The sequence below is a fragment of the Acuticoccus sediminis genome, assembly GCF_003258595.1.
GTDB classification, from domain to species: Bacteria; Pseudomonadota; Alphaproteobacteria; order Rhizobiales; family Amorphaceae; genus Acuticoccus; species Acuticoccus sediminis.
The window spans coordinates 78,263-95,155 of record NZ_QHHQ01000007.1; the positions used below are offsets into that span (position 1 = coordinate 78,263).

General features: G+C 70.6%; 13 protein-coding genes. 6 read left to right on the forward strand and 7 right to left on the reverse strand.

Features of this window, described 5'->3' with window-relative positions; all coding sequences use genetic code 11:
- Positions 1 to 57: 57 nt before the first annotated feature.
- Positions 58 to 849: a ComF family protein gene (locus tag DLJ53_RS26170; protein ID WP_146620094.1), complete on the reverse strand. Its 792-nt coding sequence runs from the start codon at positions 847 to 849 to the stop codon at positions 58 to 60.
- Positions 850 to 884: 35 nt separating this feature from the next.
- On the opposite strand from DLJ53_RS26170, the gene DLJ53_RS26175 reads away from it, so the two are divergent.
- Positions 885 to 1,730, forward strand: a complete 846-nt coding sequence (locus tag DLJ53_RS26175) for a methyltransferase domain-containing protein (RefSeq protein WP_146620095.1) — start codon at positions 885 to 887, stop codon at positions 1,728 to 1,730.
- Positions 1,731 to 1,764: 34 nt separating this feature from the next.
- Here the strand turns inward: DLJ53_RS26175 and DLJ53_RS26180 are convergent, their stop codons facing one another.
- Positions 1,765 to 2,271 (reverse strand): CAP domain-containing protein, encoded by a 507-nt coding sequence (locus DLJ53_RS26180; RefSeq protein ID WP_162409565.1) that lies wholly within the window; start codon positions 2,269 to 2,271, stop codon positions 1,765 to 1,767.
- A 252-nt stretch (positions 2,272 to 2,523) separates the two neighbouring features.
- Here DLJ53_RS26180 and DLJ53_RS26185 point away from each other — a divergent pair, with 252 nt between their 5' ends.
- Complete coding sequence (locus DLJ53_RS26185; RefSeq protein WP_111350956.1) at positions 2,524 to 3,963, forward strand: dihydrolipoyl dehydrogenase; 1,440 nt, start codon at positions 2,524 to 2,526, stop codon at positions 3,961 to 3,963.
- Positions 3,964 to 4,017: 54 nt separating this feature from the next.
- Here the strand turns inward: DLJ53_RS26185 and DLJ53_RS26190 are convergent, their stop codons facing one another.
- Positions 4,018 to 5,616 (reverse strand): calcium-binding protein, encoded by a 1,599-nt coding sequence (locus DLJ53_RS26190; RefSeq protein ID WP_111350958.1) that lies wholly within the window; start codon positions 5,614 to 5,616, stop codon positions 4,018 to 4,020.
- 468 nt (positions 5,617 to 6,084) lie between these two features.
- Here DLJ53_RS26190 and DLJ53_RS26195 point away from each other — a divergent pair, with 468 nt between their 5' ends.
- From DLJ53_RS26195 to putA, 3 genes are all read left to right on the forward strand, one after another.
- Positions 6,085 to 6,957 (forward strand): LysR family transcriptional regulator, encoded by an 873-nt coding sequence (locus DLJ53_RS26195; protein WP_111350959.1) that lies wholly within the window; start codon positions 6,085 to 6,087, stop codon positions 6,955 to 6,957.
- Between the two features lie 214 nt (positions 6,958 to 7,171).
- A complete protein-coding gene (locus DLJ53_RS26200) occupies positions 7,172 to 8,068 on the forward strand; it encodes a D-alanyl-D-alanine carboxypeptidase family protein (protein ID WP_111350961.1) in 897 nt (298 codons plus the stop codon).
- 145 nt (positions 8,069 to 8,213) lie between these two features.
- Positions 8,214 to 11,669, forward strand: a complete 3,456-nt coding sequence (putA, locus tag DLJ53_RS26205) for a bifunctional proline dehydrogenase/L-glutamate gamma-semialdehyde dehydrogenase PutA (RefSeq protein WP_111350962.1) — start codon at positions 8,214 to 8,216, stop codon at positions 11,667 to 11,669.
- A 66-nt stretch (positions 11,670 to 11,735) separates the two neighbouring features.
- On the opposite strand, the gene DLJ53_RS26210 is transcribed toward putA, so the two are convergent.
- Positions 11,736 to 12,617, reverse strand: coding sequence for a ring-cleaving dioxygenase (locus DLJ53_RS26210; protein ID WP_111350964.1), 882 nt, complete (start codon positions 12,615 to 12,617; stop codon positions 11,736 to 11,738).
- A 274-nt stretch (positions 12,618 to 12,891) separates the two neighbouring features.
- Here DLJ53_RS26210 and DLJ53_RS26215 point away from each other — a divergent pair, with 274 nt between their 5' ends.
- Positions 12,892 to 14,022, forward strand: a complete 1,131-nt coding sequence (locus DLJ53_RS26215; protein ID WP_111350965.1) for a zinc-dependent alcohol dehydrogenase family protein — start codon at positions 12,892 to 12,894, stop codon at positions 14,020 to 14,022.
- Positions 14,023 to 14,131: 109 nt separating this feature from the next.
- Here the strand turns inward: DLJ53_RS26215 and DLJ53_RS26220 are convergent, their stop codons facing one another.
- From DLJ53_RS26220 to DLJ53_RS26230, 3 genes are all read right to left on the reverse strand, one after another.
- Positions 14,132 to 14,896 carry an SDR family NAD(P)-dependent oxidoreductase gene (locus DLJ53_RS26220; protein ID WP_111350967.1) on the reverse strand — a complete coding sequence of 255 codons (765 nt, stop codon included), beginning with the start codon at positions 14,894 to 14,896 and terminating at the stop codon, positions 14,132 to 14,134.
- Positions 14,893 to 15,933: an NADP-dependent oxidoreductase gene (locus DLJ53_RS26225; protein ID WP_202913382.1), complete on the reverse strand. Its 1,041-nt coding sequence runs from the start codon at positions 15,931 to 15,933 to the stop codon at positions 14,893 to 14,895. The genes DLJ53_RS26220 and DLJ53_RS26225 overlap by 4 nt, the downstream gene beginning before the upstream one ends.
- A gap of 160 nt (positions 15,934 to 16,093) precedes the next feature.
- Positions 16,094 to 16,804, reverse strand: coding sequence for an aspartate/glutamate racemase family protein (locus DLJ53_RS26230; protein ID WP_111351353.1), 711 nt, complete (start codon positions 16,802 to 16,804; stop codon positions 16,094 to 16,096).
- Positions 16,805 to 16,893 lie beyond the last annotated feature (89 nt).

Below are 16,893 nucleotides of genomic sequence, written 5' to 3' on the forward strand. Positions count from 1 at the left end.
ACTCCCTTCGGGCTCGAACGGAAGGATATAGGCAACAAAGTGGCACTCGCAACTGCATCACGCGGGCTCCCGGTTGCCTTCGCCGACGACCCTGGCGAAGACCGCGACCCGCACCGCCCGCGCGCCGGCCGCCTTCAGCGTGACGGCGAGCGAGTCCGCCGTCGCGCCGGAGGTGAGGACGTCGTCCACCAGAACGACCGCCTTGCCGTCGACGGCGGCGCGGTCGACGATCCTGAAGGCGGCGTGGAGGTTGTCCGCCCGCTGCTCCCGCGCGAGGCCGACCTGGTGGGACGTGTACCGGACGCGGCGCACGGCGTGCCGCGCCACCGGCAGCCCCACCAGCGGTGACAGGGCGTCGGCGATGAGGACCGCCTGATTGTAGCGCCGCGCGAGGAGGCGGCGGCGATGCAGCGGGACCGGCAGCAGGACGTCCGCGCCGGCGGTGAGGTCGGCGATCGCCGGGGCCATGAGCCGCGCCATCAGCGAGGCCATGCCGGGCACGTCCTGATACTTGAGCTGATGGACGAGGCGCTGGCTCATCGGCCCGAACACCGTCGCGGCGCGGGCCTTGTCGTACAGCGGGTGGTTCCAGCGCAGCTCCGGCGAGCGGGCACCGGGCCCCGCGTCGAACGCGAGGGGCGTTCCCATGATGTCGCAGATCGGCGGGGTGATGATCTCGAGGTCGCGCACGCAGGGGCCGCACAGGGTACGCGGGTCGACCAGCGGTCGGCGGCAGGAGAGGCACAGCGGCGGAACCACCAGCCCGATTCCCGCCGCGACGAGACCCCGTCCTAGCCGCGCGGCGTGGGCGAGCGGGGCCGAAAGGGAGGGGCGGTCGGACAGGCTCATCGCCACATGCTAACAGACTTCAACCCAAAGATGTAGTGAAAGGGCGCGCGGCGCAGTACATGTCGGCCATGATGTTCGACCGCACCCGCATCCGATCCCGCAGCCGCATCGGCGAGGCCGACGTCGTCCACGTCCGCCTCGCGGAGGAGATCGTCGACCGCCTCGCCTTGGTGAGCCGCACGTTCGAACGGGCGCTCGTCGTCGGCCCGGGGACCGCCGCGCTGCGGCAGGTCTGGGCGCAGCTCGGCGTGCCGGCGGTGCACGTCTCGCCCGTCGCGGCCGAGCGGCCGGACGTGGTGGCCGACATCGCCCAGCCCTTCCTGCGCCGCTTCGACCTCGCCATCTCGATCAACGAGCTGCACGTCGCCAACGACCCGGTCACGGCGCTCGGGGAGATGCGGGGGACGCTGAAGCCGGATGGGCTGTTCCTCGGCGCGGCCGCCTCCAGCGGGACGCTGACGGAGCTGACCGAATCGCTGCTCCACGCCGACGCCGCGCTCTCCGGCGGGGCGGCGATGCGGGTCGCGCCGTTCGCGGACGTGCGCAAGTGGGGCGACGGTCTGGCGCGGGCCGGCTTCGCGCTGCCGGTGGTCGACGAGGTCCGCGTCTCGGTGACGTACGGCGCGCTCGCCTCGCTGATGCGCGACCTCGACGCCGTCGGCCTGAAGGGGGTTCTGGCGAGCCGCTCGCCGGCCCCCCGCCGCCTCTTCGTCGAGGCGGAGGAGTACTATCGTGCCCACCACGCGGACGAGCGGGGGCGGCTGAAGGCGACCTTCGTGTTCGCCTTCCTGTCCGGCTGGGCGCCGGATCCCGGCCAGCAGAAGCCCGCCCGGCGCGGCTCGGCGACCGTGCGGCTTGAGGACGCGCTGAAGTCGCTCTGAGGGGCCCGCGGGCCGGCGACGGCCCGCGTTTCGCTCAGTCCGGCTGGGCGAGGATCAGCACCCAGTAGGAATGGTACTTGCCCTTGTCCGTGAGGGCGAGGCCGATCCCCATGTGGGTGACGTCGCGGTTGAGCAGGTTCTTGTTGTGGCCGGACGACCGCTCCCAGCCCTCCACCGCCATGACCAGCGTCGGGTAGCCCGAGCCGAGGTTCTCCGCGGCGCGTGCGGCGGGGTAGTTGGCCTCGTCGAGGCGCCTGGCGAGGCCGCCGGGCGTGTGCATCGACGTCATCAGCTTGTCGCGCCGGGCGAGCTCGCGCGCGGTGTCGGCGGCGACGCGGTTGAGCGCCGGGTCGACCACCAGCGGCGCCCTGCCGTGCGCCTTGCGATGCGCGTTGATGAGCTCGGCGGCGCGGCCCGGGTCGACGCTGCGCTCGCGCGGGACGTTCGGCACCGTCGACGGCGCTTTCTCCTTGCCGCCCATCAGGCCGCAGCCGGCCAGCGCCAGCGTCAGACACACGATCACCGAAAGTCGCTTCATCATCGAACTCACCTGCGCGCTCTCCGGCCGGGGCAGCCGCCGGGAGCATCTCACGCCACGCCCAACACATGGGCGGCCGCACCGGGGGAGCCGGGGCGGCCGCATGATGCGGTAGCGGTGCGCCCGGCCGAACTCAAGTGCACGGTAGCGGCACATGGATCACGCCTCGTTAACCCGGAAGCGGGACGGCGAGGGAACGCTCGTGCCCCGCACCCGGTTAGCTCCTCAGGATCGGGTCGAAAGGTGAGGGCGGTCATGGACGAGAGAGCGGTGGACGTCGCGATCATCGGCGCGGGAACCGCCGGTCTCGCCGCTTTCCGTGAGGCCCGCAAGGTCACCGACGACATCGTCCTGATCGACGCGGGGCCGTCGGGAACGACCTGCGCCCGTGTCGGCTGCATGCCCTCCAAACTCCTCATCGCCGCGGCCAACGCGGCCGCCCACGTGCGCGAGGCGTCCGCCTTCGGCATCACCTGCGGCGACGTCGCGGTGGACGGGGCGAAGGTGATGGAGCGGGTGCGCCGCTACCGCGACCGCTTCGTCGACGCGGTGCTGGAGGGCCTCCACGCCATTCCGGCGGAGATGCGGCTGAAGGGCACCGCCCGGTTCATGGCCGACCACCTGCTGACGGTGACGGGCGAGGACCGGACCGTCCTCGTCGAGGCGAAGCGCATCGTCGTCGCGACGGGGTCCGCCCCGGTCGTGCCGCCGGCGTTCGTTCATTCCGCGCCGCAGACGAGCGACGACCTCTTCGACTGGCCGGACCTGCCGGCCTCGGTCGCGGTCTTCGGGACCGGGATCATCGGTCTGGAGCTGGGGCAGGCGCTGGCGCGGCTCGGCGTGCGTGTGCGCCTCTTCGGCAAGGGGGAGGGCCTCGGCCCGCTGACGGACGAGGCCGTCTCGGCCGCCGCGCGGGAGCACCTCGGGGCGTCGATGGAGGTCGTCCCGGACCACGAGCTGGTCAACATCTCGGGCAACATGCAGGGCGTGACCGTCGAATATCGGGTCGACGGGCGGACCTACTCGGCGACGTTCGAGCGGATGCTGGTGGCGGTGGGCCGGGCGCCCAACGTGTCGGACCTGAACCTCGCCGCGACGTCGCTCTCGCTGGACGAGGACGGCGTGCCGCATTTCGACCGCGAGACGGGGCGGTGCGGCGACGGCCCGATCTACATCGCCGGCGACGCGATGGACGACGCCCCGCTGCTCCACATCGCGGAGGAGTCGGGCATGGCCGCCGGTCGCAATGCCGCGCTGGGCCGGCCGGTGCCGACGATGCGCCCCGTACCTCTCGCGATCGTCTTCTGCGAGCCGCAAATGGCGCTCGTCGGGGAGACGCACCGCGAGCTTGTCGGCCGCGGCGCGGCGTTCGCCGTTGGAAGCGTCGACTTCTCCGACCAGGGGCGCGCGCTGGTGATGGGCGAGGCGGCGGGCCGGATGTCGCTCTACGTCGAGGTGGGGACCGGCGCGCTGCTGGGCGCGGAGATGTTCGCGCCGCGGGCCGAGCACATGGCCCACCTCCTGGCGCTCGCCCTGACCGAGGGACTGACGGTGCCGGAACTTCTGGAGATGCCGTTCTACCACCCGACCTTCGAGGAGGGGCTCAGGACCGCGCTGCAGGACGCGCTCGCGGTCCTGCGCCGGATGGGCGACGGGGCGAGCTCCCGTCACCTCGCCGCCGACGCGCCCGCCTGACGTCGGCGTCCGGGGCATCACGGCCGGGCTTCGCGGCCTGGGCGTGCCCCAGGCTCAGGTGATGAGGTCGTTGAAGTCGCTCGTCAGGCGGAAGTCGTTGACGTCGACCTTCGCGTCGCTGTCGCCGTCCTTCTCGTAGGAGAAGCCGAACAACTTGACGGTCGCGGTCTGGTCCAGCGCGCCGTGCGGACTGTCCGACGCCCACGGCTCCACCGCGAAGGTGCTGTTATAGTAGTCCGCGCCCCAGGGGTCGTCGACGACCTTGATGTCGGCGTCCTTGAAGCGGAACTCCATGTTGTCGAGATCGACGAGCGTCTGGTTGCCGATGTTGGTGATGTAGACCTCGGCGTTGCCGCCGGTGGTGGTCTGCCCGGACAGCCGCACGTCGATCTGGAAGGCGGGCTGGTAGTAGGTCTGCTCGGCGCCGGGATAATCCGGGATGAAGCCGTTCGTGCTCGTGCCGTCGATGGCGACCTCGGTGATCGGCGAACGGTTCGAGATCGAGAACTGCAGGACGGAGAGTTCCTGCGTCGCCGCCAGCGCGCGGTTGCCGCCGGAGGAGAGGTCGAACTCGCCGCCGTGGTAGGTGCCGCCGAAGACGCTGTCCGGCACGACGTTGAGGAGGGCCCCGCCGGTGAGCTTGATGTCGAGGTCGGACGTGTTGAGGATCGTCTTGTCGGTGTTGTTCCTGACGAGGACCTGGAACGTCTCGACGTAGTTGTCGCCGTCCTGGTAGCTGCCGATCCGCTGGAGGCGGAGGTTGACGACGCCGGTCGGCGCGGACGGGGTCCCGCCGACGTAGATGCCCTCGCGCGGCTGGGAGTGCGCCGGCTGGGTCGCCGGGTTCGGCTCCTGGTACTGGGTCAGGATGTCGTCGTCGTGCACGCGCGCGCCGTAGACGACGACGCGGTCGTCGGTCTGCTCGTTCACCAGCACCGTCGCGCGGCCGTAGCCGGGTATCTGGCCGAAGTGTTCGACGACGAGCTGGCCGGTGGTGTCGACGATCTGGTCGCCCTGGGCGGGCCGGTAGTCGCGGATGACGTCGACCGACGGACCGCGGCCGAAGTCGTCGGCCTCGAACAGGAAGGTGTCCGCGCCCTGGGCGCCCATCAGCGTGTCGTTGCCGATGCCGCCCTGCAGGATGTCGTCGCCGCGCCGGCCGTGGATGACGTCGTTGCCGTCGCCGCCGTAGAGCTGATCGTCGCCCATGCCGCCGCCGACGCGGTCGTCGCCCGCGCCCGCGTTGACGTAGTCGTCGCCGCTGCGGCCGAGGATGACGTCGTTGCCGTCGCCGCCGAGGACTATGTCGTCGGTCGTGGTGCCGCGCAGGCCGCCGCCGCGATCGTTGCCGATCACCCAGGTGTCGCGGAAGCCGCCGTTGGACATGATGTATTCGATGGTCGGCAGCACGCCGCTGACGTCGATGTGTTTCACCCCGTCGACGATGGGCGGCACGCGGAGCTGGGAAAAGATCGCGTGGAGCTGGCTGCCGTCGACCGGCTGCGGCAGGCCGAGGTCGACCTGGTGGTCCGTCCTGAGCTCCCGCAGAAAATGACGGAAGGCGTAGCGATCGACCGTGTCGTTGACTTCGGTGATCGAATAACCGCCGCTGGCGTTAAAATACTCGGTACTGAAAGTAGTCGCGCGCGCCATGATCACTCCATCGACACGGATGCTGGGTACCGATCCCGTCAGGATTGGACGGATATAGGATGTGCCCCAACAATGCGCGGCATAACCAAATTATCGACAAAAAGCTATCCTGATGAGTAGGACCAAGGTATGCACGTGCAGGTAGTGGTCGTATGCGTTATATAAGGAACGCAATGGGTAATAAATTGACCGAATCTTATATCCAAACTGGCGGTGCTGCCCTATGGTTGCTGGCTGTCGGCCCCGTCGAGGGGGCGCCGCCATAGGGAACCGACCGAAACGCCACATTGCATCTTCGGTCAAATGGTTTATATATGCGGAAAAGTTGTTCCGCTATTTGGAATTTTGGACGGGAAGTCATGCCTTGAAATTGGGACTGGCATGCCGCAATCGGCCAATGAAAGCCATAGCGTACAGTGTTCCATGCCCGTAAGCCGGGGTGGTTGAACAAGAACGGAGTACCCATCGATGAGTCTGACCTCTTCCAAGATCCGCGCGCTGAATGCGGTTGTCGAGGAGGGCGGGTTCACAGCGGCCGCACGACGACTTGGGGTTTCGCAACCTGCGGTGACCCAGCATGTGCGCGAGCTGCAGACCGAATTTCAGGTTGCACTGTTTGAAAAGCGGCGCGGGGCCATCGTCCCGACCGCCCTCTGCCGCGAGCTCTATCGCATCACTTCGGACATCCGCCGGCGCGAGGACGACGCGCTGCGCCTGCTCGCCCGTCACGATGAGATGGACTTCGGCCCGCTGCGCATCGGCATCGGCAACGCCATGCCCGCGATGCGCTACATCAGTGCCTTCCGCGCCCGACACCCCACCGTGACCCTCCACATCGAGACCGGCCCCTGGAGCCGCATCATGGAGGCCGTCCTCACCCAGAACATCGACGTCGGCATCATCCCCGAGGTGCCGGACGAGCCGCGCTTCACCCGCGTGATGTGCTCGAGCCAGACGGTCGTCGCGCTGGTGCATCCCGATCATCCCCTCGCCGACCGCGACGAGATCGAGATCGCCGAGCTCGCCGAGCAGCAGATGATCTTCCGCACCAAGCAGTCCTACGTGCAGCGCGTCGTCGACGCGGCGTTCACGGCGGCGATGCTGGAGCCGCACGCGGCGGTGGTGGTGGACACCCGCGACAGCATGCTCGAGGCGGTCGCCAACAACCTCGGCGTCGGCTTCGTGTGGAGCAACGGCAGCTCCCGGACCGAGAACATCCGCCGCATCAAGGTGCGCGAGATGGAAAAGCCCTGGGACGAGTACGCCTTCCACCTCGCCCACTCCGCCCCGACGATCGCGCACCGCTTCCTCGCCGTCGTCAACGAGACGTCGCTGACCTGATCGACGCTCGCCCGATCGCCGCGGCAGCCCGACCCGTCCCGCCGATGCGGGAGCGCATGGGGCCCCCGACGGGATCGAACCTTCGCCCTGACGGGTATTCCTGCAACGCCGTCTGATATTCGCACGTCCGGCCCTCCGCCGGACCCTCACGTGCTGGCGACAGCGCCCCGGCAACGCGCCATAACGGCCACAATTGCGTGTCGGAGGACCGCCCATGCGTGGCCTTATCGTCTTACTCTGCGTTGCGATGCTGGCCGGCTGTCAGTCGGCGGAGACGGGGTCCTCGCCCGAGCTTGCCGCGGCGCCCGCCGCGGCCGCCGAGCCGATCCTCCCGCTGCAGCCCGTTCCCGCGGTGGCGCACCGCGCATACGCGTCGATCGTCGTCGACGGCAAGACCGGCAAGATCCTCGAGGAGGACGACGCCACCAGCCCGCGCTACCCCGCCTCGCTCACCAAGATGATGACGCTCTACCTCGTCTTCGAGCAGCTGAGCTCCGGTCGCTGGACGCCGCAGACCGCGCTCACCGTCAGCGCCGAGGCGGCGAGCCGCCCGCCCGCCAAGCTCGGCGTGAGGGCCGGCAGCACCATCCCGGTCGACACCGCCGTGCGGGCGCTCGCCGTGCGCTCGGCCAACGACGTCGCCGTGGTGATCGCCGAGAACATCGCCGGCTCGGAGGACGCCTTCGCCCGGCGCATGACCGCCAAGGCCCGCGCCCTCGGCATGAGCCGGACGTCCTTCGTCAACGCCTCGGGCCTGCCGGACGACCGGCAATACACGACCGCCCGCGACATCGCGATCCTCGGCAAGGCGCTGCACGACCGCTTCCCGCAGTACTTCAAGTACTTCTCGACCCGCGAGATCTCCTACGGCGGGCGCACCTGGAAGAACACGAACAAGCTGCTGACCAAGGTCGACGGCGTCAACGGCATCAAGACCGGCTACATCCGCGACTCCGGCTTCAACCTGTGCGCCTCCGTCGAGCGGGACGGGAAGCACATCATCGCGGTGGTGCTGGGCGGCAAGTCGGGCGCGTCCCGCAACGCGCAGATGGAGAAGCTGATCGAGGAGTACCTGCCGCAGGCCTCCGGCGGGAGCATCTTCGGCTTCTGAGGTGATGCCGCCTTGGCCGCCGGTGGCAGGTCAAGCGTTGGTCATGCCTGAATAATGGGCTGGGTTGCGTCCGTGCGACGCGGCCAACCCCTCGCGCGGCAGGCGTTTCTCGACGATAATCCGGCGACTGCCGCTGGAGGACCAGATGACCGCCTCGACCCTGCTTTCGACCGCCCGTGTCGAAGTCCGTGACGCCACCTTAGCGGACGAGGCCGCCGTCCTGGAACGCCTCGTCGGCCACGCCCAGCTCGACGAAACCACCCGCAAGCGCGCCGCCGACCGCGCCGCGCGGATCGTGCGCAAGGTCCGCACCGACTCCCGGCCCGGCCTGATGGAGACCTTCCTCGCCGAGTACGGCCTCTCCACCGACGAGGGCATCGCGCTGATGTGCCTCGCCGAAGCGCTGCTGCGCGTTCCCGACGCTGACACCATCGACGCCCTCATCGAGGACAAGATTGCCCCGTCCGACTGGGGCAAGCACCTCGGCCACTCCTCGTCGTCGCTGGTCAACGCCTCCACCTGGGCGCTCCTCGTCACCGGCCACGTGCTCGACGAGGGGGGCACCGGCCTCGCCAAGTCCCTGCGCGCCGCGCTCCGCCGCCTCGGCGAACCGGTGATCCGCGCCGCCGTCGGCGAGGCGATGCGCCGCCTCGGCCGCCAGTTCGTCCTCGGCGAGACCATCGAGGGCGCCATGAAGCGCGCCGCCGGCATGGAGGCGAAGGGCTACACCTACTCCTACGACATGCTGGGCGAAGCCGCGCGCACCTACGAGGACGCCGCGCGCTATCGCAAGGACTACGAGGACGCCATCGCGGCGATCGCGACGCGCGCCCGCAAGGGCGTCCCGCCCGAGATGAACCCCGGCATCTCGATCAAGCTGTCCGCGCTGCACCCGCGCTACGACACGCTGCAGCGCGCCACCTGCGTCCCCGCGCTGATCGAGACGGTGAAGGATCTCGCCCGCAAGGCCGCCGCCGCCAACCTCGGCTTCAACATCGACGCCGAGGAGCAGGACCGGCTCGACCTTTCGCTCGACATCATCGCCGCCGTCGCGAGCGATCCCGAGCTTGCCGGCTGGGAGGGCTTCGGCGTCGTCGTCCAGGGCTACGGCCGGCGCGCGCTCCCCGTCATCCGCTGGCTCGACGCGCTCGCGCAGGAGACCGGGCGGCGCATCATGGTCCGCCTCGTGAAGGGCGCCTACTGGGACACCGAGATCAAGCGCGCCCAGGTGACCGGCACGCCGACCTTCCCGGTCTTCACCCGCAAATGCTCCAGCGACGTCTCGTACATCTCCTGCGCGCGGGCGCTGCTCAACCGCGCCGACCGGCTCTACCCGCAGTTCGCCACCCACAACGCGCACACCGTCTGCGCGGTGCTGGCGATGGCGAAGGACGAGAAGTTCGAGTTCCAGCGGCTGCACGGGATGGGCGAGGCGCTCTACGAGACCGTCCGCGGCGAGACCGAGGTCCCGGTGCGCATCTACGCCCCCGTCGGCGCGCATGAGGACCTCCTCGCCTACCTCGTCCGCCGCCTGCTCGAGAACGGCGCCAACTCCTCCTTCGCCAACCAGGTGGTCGACGAGCGCGTCCCGCCGGAGGAGGTCGCCAAGGACCCGTTCGTGACGCTCGCCTCCGCGCCCGTCGTCAACGCCCGCCTGCGCCAGCCGCCGAACCTCTATGGCGCCGCGCGGCCGAACGCCGCCGGCTGGGACCTCTACGACCCCGTCGTGCTCCAGTCGTTCGAGGAGGCTCGCGCGCCCTTCCAGTACGCGACCTGGAGCGCGGCGCCGATGGCGGTTCCCGCCGGGGTCAACGGCGCGACGCGAACCGTCGTCAATCCGGCCCGACCGTCCGACGAGGTCGGTGCGGTGATCGACCTCGACCCGGCGTCGGCCGGCGCCGTGGTCGACGCGGCGCGGGCGGGCGTCGACTGGGCGGAGCCGAGGGAGCGCGCCGCGGTCCTGCGCCGCGCCGCCGACCTCTACGAGTCCCACGCGGGCGAACTGTTCGCGCTCTGCGCCCGCGAGGCGGGCAAGATCGCGCTCGACGCGGTGTCGGAGCTGCGCGAGGCGGTCGACTTCCTGCGCTACTACGCCGCCGAGGCGGAGCGCACCGAGCCGGCGGGGGCCGGCGTGGTCGTCGCGATCTCGCCCTGGAACTTCCCCCTCGCGATCTTCACCGGCCAGGTGGCGGCGTCGCTGGCCGCCGGCAACGCGGTCATCGCCAAGCCCGCCGAGCAGACATCGCTCGTCGCCTGCCGCGCCGCCCACCTGATGCACGAGGCCGGCGTGCCCCATGCCGCGCTGCAACTCGCGCCCGGCGGCGGCGAGGTGGGCGCGGCGCTGGTCTCGGTTCCGGGCCTCGCCGGCGTCGCCTTCACCGGCTCGACCGCGACCGCAAAGGCGATCGACAAGCAGCTCGCCAGGACCTCCCCCGACGCCTTCCTCGTCGCCGAGACCGGCGGCCTCAACGCCATGATCGTCGACTCGACGGCGCTGCCCGAGCAGGCCGTGCGCGACATCGTCGCCTCCGCGTTCCAGAGCGCGGGCCAGCGCTGCTCGGCGCTGCGCGTCCTCTACGTGCAGGAGGACGTGGCCGACCGGCTGATGAAGATGCTGCGCGGTGCCGTCGCGGCGCTCCAGATCGGCGATCCGTGGCTGGTCGCGACGGACGTCGGCCCGGTCATCGACGCCGAGGCGCGGGGGCGGATCGACGCGCACATCGAGGTGAACGGCCTGCCCGTTGCGGGCGAGGGCCTCTTCGTGCCGCCGACGATCATCGACATTCCGGGGATCGAGGCGCTGGACGAGGAGATCTTCGGCCCCGTCCTCCACGTCGCGACGTTCAGGTCGGACGAGATCCACGACGTCATCGACGCCATCAACGCCAAGGGCTACGGCCTGACCTTCGGTCTCCACACCCGCATCGACGACCGCGTCGAGGAGATCGTCAGCCGCATCAAGGTCGGCAACATCTACGTCAACCGCAACCAGATCGGCGCCATCGTGGGCTCCCAGCCGTTCGGCGGCGAGGGCCTGTCGGGCACGGGGCCGAAGGCGGGCGGGCCGCGCACCGTTGCGCGCCTGGCGCGGCGCGCGGCACGGCGCCTTCCTGCGGACACCGGTCCGGCCGCATCGGTCGAAGCCGTGCAGAGGCGCCTCGACGCGCTGACGCCGAGCGAGGCGCCGGTCAGGATCGACGACATGCCCGGGCCGACGGGCGAGTCGAACCGCCTCTCGGTCCTCCCGCGCGGCACCGTGCTCTGCCTCGGCCCGACCCTCGCTCTCGCGGAGGCGCAGGCGGCTGCGGCACGCGCCTCCGGCAACACCACGCTGATCGTGGCGCCCGGCGCGAAGGACGGCGTCGACGGCATCCTCGACCCGTCCGCGCTGGCGACGCTCGCCGGCTTTGACGCGGTCGCCTTCGAGGGCGAGGACCTCGGCGCCGTGCGTCAGGCGCTGGCGAGCCGCGGCGGTCCGATCCTGCCTGTGGTGTGCGCGGCCGACGAGGTCGTCATCGAGCGGCACCTGTGCATCGACACGGCCGCCGCCGGCGGCAACGCGCAGCTGATGTCCACCACCGAGGACAACATGGCCGCCTGAGCCGGCCCGGCGCGGGGCCGCGCGCCGGCCCCGTCGCGTTTCCTGCCACGCGCCCGGCGGTCCGGTTCAGGCCGCGACCGTGCGGCGCAGCGGCGGCAGCGTCGCCTCCAGCTCGCGGCGCTTGCTCTCGTGCTGCGGCGGCAGCTTCAGCGACCGGCCGAGCTGGTCCTGCGGCTCGTCGACCGCGAACCCCGGCGGATCGGTGGCGATCTCGAACAGGATCCCGCCCGGCTCGCGGAAGTAGATCGAGTGGAAATACTGCCGGTCGATGAGCGGCGTCGGGGAGAGGCCGAACCCGCGCACGGCGCTCTGCCACGACATCAGGTCGTCGTCGTCCGCCGCGCGGAAGGCGAGGTGGTGGATCGAGCCGGCGCCCGGCTGCGCGCGCGGGCCCCCGCTCGCGATGACGTCGATCACCCCGGCCGGCCCGTCTGGGCTCGCGAACCGCTGCCGGTCCCCCTCCTGGCCGACCTTCTCGTAGCCGAACACCTCGGTCAGCAGACGCGCGGTCGGGTCGGGGTCGGCGACCACCATCGTCGCCGAATGGAAGAGCGCGTGCTCCAGCCGCGGACCGCCGGGCGTGGCCACCAGCTCGACGGGCGCGCCGTCGTTGTCGGTGATGGTCACGCCGGTCTCGCCGAACCGCTCGAACGGGCGGCCGCGATCCTCGAACGCCGCCACCGTCTCGGGGGAGACGGCGTAGCCGTAGCTCTCGGCGATCCCCGTGCCGGTGCGGCCGTGGCCGGCGTGGTCGTACGGGAAGACGGTGAAGATCCCGCCGGGACCGGCATCCTCGGCGCCGTAGTAGAGGTGGTAGACGCTGGGATCGTCGAAGTTCACGGTCGTCTTGACGAGGCGCCGGCCCAGCGTGCCCGTGTGGTAGTCGAGCGACGCCTGCGCTGGTCCCGAGATCGCGGTGATGTGGTGCAAGCCCCTGATGGCGGCCATCGATGTCGTCTCCTCAACGGTCGTCGTTCTTGCGGCGGTCCCGGGGGAGCCGCCCGTTTTTGCGGCAGGGCGAAATCCGCCCGATTTGCCGACCGTTGCTTAATTGTGTGGCGGGAGCGGGGGAGCGCGACGGCAACTATGTCGCGGGACCGCGGCAGCGCGGAGGCGGACGGCTTGTTTCCAACTCCCTCGGCGGTCCATGGTTTTCGGCGCGCATTGCCGCAGCCGGCCGCGCGCCTGCCGCTGCCCGGCGGCCAACACCTCTGGAGCTTCGATGCAAACCCGTGCCGCAATCCTGTCCGCATTTCCCGCCGAGCGTCCCTACGCCACCTCGCGGCCGCTTTCGATCGAGCGGGTCGAGCTGGACGATCCGGGGCGGGGCGAGGTGCTGGTGCGGGTGGCGGCGGCGGGCCTTTGCCACTCCGACCTCTCGGTGATCAACGGCGACCGGCCGCGCCCGATGCCGATGGCGCTCGGCCACGAGGCCGCCGGCGTGGTCGAGCGCGTCGGCGAGGACGTGCCGGACCTCGTCCCCGGCGACCACGTGGTGATGGTGTTTGTGCCGTCGTGCGGCTCGTGCGCGCCGTGCGCGGAAGGGCGTCCTGCGCTCTGCGAGCCGGGGGCGGCGGCGAACAACGCCGGCACGCTCCTCTCCGGGGCGCGGCGCATCCACAAGGCGGACCATACGATCAACCATCATCTCGGCTGCTCGGCGTTCGCGGAGCACGCGGTGGTCTCGCACCGCTCACTGGTGAAGGTCGACCGCGAGATGCCGCTGGAGCGGGCCGCGCTGTTCGGCTGCGCCGTGCTGACGGGCGTCGGTGCGGTGGTCAACACCGCCGCGGTGCGGGCGGGCGAGACGGTGGCGGTCGTCGGCCTCGGCGGCGTCGGGCTCAGCGCCGTGCTGGGCGCGCTGTCCTCCGGCGCGGCGCAGGTGATCGCGATCGACGTGAACTCCGACAAGGCCGGCTTCGCCGCCTCCCTCGGCGCGACCGCCGTCTTCGACCCGCGCGGCGAGGACACCGTCGCTGCCATCAGGGAGCTGACCAGGGGAGGGGTGGACGTCGCGGTCGAGACCGCGGGCGTCGCCGCGGCCTTCAAGTGCGCCTACGACGTGACGCGCCGCGGCGGACGCACGGTGACCGCGAGCCTGCCGAACCCGGCGGTGACGCTGCCTGCCACCCACGTCAGCCTCGTCGCCGAGGAGCGGACGGTGCGCGGCTCCTACCTGGGCGGCGGCGTCCCGCGCCGCGACATTGCCCGCTACATGGCGCTGAACGCCGCCGGCCGCCTGCCGGTCGAGAAGCTTCACACCGGGACCGACCCGCTGGACAAGATCAACGAGGGGTTCGACGCGCTGGCCGAGGGGGCCACCATCCGGCGCCTGATTTCCATCGCCGCCTGAACCCGGACCCGTTCGGGCCGCCCGCCCTGCCCGTATGGGAGGGGCGGGCGGCCTTGGTACGATTTAGGATTGAACGGTGCCTCCCATTTGGGGGCACCGTCGCGGCGGCTCAGTCCTGGACGGAGCCGCCGCCGTCGATGATGAGCACCTGGCCCGTCGTCCACGCGCCCGCCGGGGAGGCGAAGTAGACCGCGGCGCCGGCGATGTCATCCGGCTCGCCGAGGCGCTGCAGGGCGTAGCTCTGCGCCACCTTGCTGGCCCGCTCAGGGTCCTCCCAGAGCGCCCGCGCGAAGTCCGTCTTCACCAGCGCCGGGGCGATGCCGTTCACGCGGATGTTGTCCTTGCCGTAGGTCACAGCGAGGTTGCGCACGAGCTGGGCGTCGGCGGCCTTCGTCAGCGCGTAGATGCCCAGATAGTCCGACCCCTTGAACGCTGCGATGGACGAGACGACGACGATCGCGCCGTCCTTCCGGGCCTGCATCGCCGGGACGCACAGCTTGCACAGCAGCATGTTGGAGCGGACGTTGACGCGGATCGTCTTCTCGAACGCGTCGTCGGGCGTGTCGAGGAACGGCCCGTAGTAGGGGTTCACGGCGGCGTTGCAGACGAGGATGTCCGGCGCGCCGAGCTCGGCGGTCGTCTTCTCCACCAGCGCGGTGACGTCCTCGTCGCTCGAGATGTTGGCGGGGATCGGCACCGCGGTCGCCCCGGTGGCCCGGATCTCCGCGGCGACCGCCTCGCACGCGTCCTGCTTGCGGCTCGAGATGACCACGTTCGCGCCCGCGTCCGCGAGGGCGGCGGCGATCGCCTTGCCGATGCCCTTGGTCGAGCCGGTGATCAGCGCGGTCTTGCCGCTGAGGTCGAACAGCCTCATGCGGCGTCCCCGGTCAGCTTGACGACGGTCTTGCCGAAGTTGCCGCCCTTGAGCATCGAGATGAACTTCGCCGGCGCGTTCGCGAGGCCCTCGGCGATGTCCTCCTGGTACTTGATGCGGCCGTCCTTCACCATCGGGCCCACCTCGGCGAGGAAGTCGCCGTAGCGGTCCCAGTGGTCCATGATGATGAAGCCGTGGACGTTGAGCTTGTTGACGAGGATGGACCGCATCGCCCGCGGCAGCATGTTGGGCCCGGGCGCGTCGCCGGCACCGAGGCCGCCGAGGTTGTAGTAGGCGATGGTGCCGCAGACCGGGATGCGGCCGAACGGGTTCATCAGCGAGAGCACCGCCTCCAGCACCTTGCCGCCGACGTTCTCGTAGTAGACGTCGATGCCGTCGGGCGCGGCCTTGGCGAGCGCCTCGCGCATCGCCGGGACGTCGGGGTAGGCGTGGTGGTCGAGGCAGGCATCGAAGCCGAGCGTCTCGACCGCGAAGCGGCACTTGTCCTCGCCGCCGGCGACGCCGACCGCGCGCAGGCCGAGCGCCTTGCCGAGCTGGCCGACCATCTGGCCGACGGGTCCGGTGGCCGCGGCGACGACGAGCGTCTCCCCGCTCTTGGGCCGCCCGAGTTCCTTGAGGCCGTACCAGCCGGTGAAGCCGGGCATGCCGAGGACGCCGAGGGAGGCGGACGGCGGCGCGTAGTCGGTGGCGGCGTGGCGGAGCTGGTTGGCCGGCAGCACGCCGTGCGTCGCCCAGCCGAACTGCCCGACGACGAGGTCGCCCTCCGCGAAGCGCGACGAGTTGGACGCGATGACGCGGCCGACGGTGCCACCCTCCATCGTGGCGCCGACCTCGACCGGCTTGGCGTAGGACTTCGCGTCGTCCATCCGCCCGCGCATGTAGGGATCGAGCGAGAGGTAGAGGTTCTCGACCGCGACCTCCTTCTCGCCGGGATCGCGCAACTCGGCGGATTCGAGGCGGAAGTTGTCTTCGGTCGGCGCGCCCGTGGGTCGGCTGGCGAGCACGATCCGCTGCATGGGTGTGGGCAAGGGGTCCTCCAGACGTTTCTGTTTCACGACGTGCGTGACGGCGTTTCTCGGTGTCGCGCCGATACCGGTTGCGCACCATGTGAAACTACGTTTCGCGGCGGCGGGCCACAAGCGCCGGACGCACCGGCACCGGGCCGCGAAGCGAGTTTTAGGGCCGCCCGGCGGGGACGGCGACGTCCTCGAGGGCGAGGCGCCCCGTCGCAAGGCGCGCGAGCACGTCGACGTGCACGTCGAGCGCGTCGATGACGGGGTAGCCGGGTTCCTGCCCGTCGAAGGCGAGATTGAGGTCGGTGCCGGCCAGCACGATCGCCTCGGCCCCGAGGTCGCGGACCATCCGTGCTCCCGCGTCGATGAAGAGGGCGCGCTGCGCGTCGGTGCAGGCGCCGGCGACCGCGACGTCCTGGTAGGTCTGGCCGATCGTGTCGATCTCGTCGTCGAGCGCCACCGCCTCTGTGCGGGCGAGCTGGCCGTAGAGCCGGGTGCGCATGACCACCCGGGTGCCGAGGAGGCCGACCCGGCCGATACCGCGGCCGGCGAAGGCGTCGTCGAGCGGCGTCACGCCGGAGACGAGGGGCAGCGGGCTGATCGCGGCGAGTTCGTCGAAGCAGAAGTGGCCGCCGATGGAGGTGATCGCCGCGAAGTCGGCCCCCGCCTCCCGCAGCCGGGCGACCTGTGCGGCGAAGATCCCGGCTTGCGGGCCGCGGAGGTCAGCGAGATTATTGCGGATCAGCGTCTGGATGTCGCCGTGCGAGATGGTCAGGTCGAGCGGCCCGCCGAGAGCGTCGACAGCGGCCGTAAGGCGCTGATAATAAACGATCGTTGCAGCGACGCCGATGCCGCCGATCAGTCCGATGTGCATGGTCATAAGCTCCCGCTGATATCCCGGATGGGAGTAGGGGGTGAAACCGTGAACGGCAAGTCGGGTGGCGCGCGGCCTGCATCACGCAA

Bases quoted from the DNA above. Each gene is read 5' to 3' on its own strand.
- DLJ53_RS26225 (WP_202913382.1), bottom strand. From the start codon at position 15,933: ATGCAGCGGATCGTGCTCGCCAGCCGACCCACGGGCGCGCCGACCGAA.
- DLJ53_RS26220 (WP_111350967.1), bottom strand. From the start codon at position 14,896: ATGAGGCTGTTCGACCTCAGCGGCAAGACCGCGCTGATCACCGGCTCG.
- DLJ53_RS26180 (WP_162409565.1), bottom strand. From the start codon at position 2,271: ATGATGAAGCGACTTTCGGTGATCGTGTGTCTGACGCTGGCGCTGGCC.
- DLJ53_RS26210 (WP_111350964.1), bottom strand. From the start codon at position 12,617: ATGGCCGCCATCAGGGGCTTGCACCACATCACCGCGATCTCGGGACCA.
- DLJ53_RS26230 (WP_111351353.1), bottom strand. From the start codon at position 16,804: ATGCACATCGGACTGATCGGCGGCATCGGCGTCGCTGCAACGATCGTT.
- DLJ53_RS26185 (WP_111350956.1), top strand. From the start codon at position 2,524: ATGGACGAGAGAGCGGTGGACGTCGCGATCATCGGCGCGGGAACCGCC.
- DLJ53_RS26200 (WP_111350961.1), top strand. From the start codon at position 7,172: ATGCGTGGCCTTATCGTCTTACTCTGCGTTGCGATGCTGGCCGGCTGT.
- DLJ53_RS26215 (WP_111350965.1), top strand. From the start codon at position 12,892: ATGCAAACCCGTGCCGCAATCCTGTCCGCATTTCCCGCCGAGCGTCCC.
- putA (WP_111350962.1), top strand. From the start codon at position 8,214: ATGACCGCCTCGACCCTGCTTTCGACCGCCCGTGTCGAAGTCCGTGAC.
- DLJ53_RS26170 (WP_146620094.1), bottom strand. From the start codon at position 849: ATGAGCCTGTCCGACCGCCCCTCCCTTTCGGCCCCGCTCGCCCACGCC.
- DLJ53_RS26190 (WP_111350958.1), bottom strand. From the start codon at position 5,616: ATGGCGCGCGCGACTACTTTCAGTACCGAGTATTTTAACGCCAGCGGC.
- DLJ53_RS26195 (WP_111350959.1), top strand. From the start codon at position 6,085: ATGAGTCTGACCTCTTCCAAGATCCGCGCGCTGAATGCGGTTGTCGAG.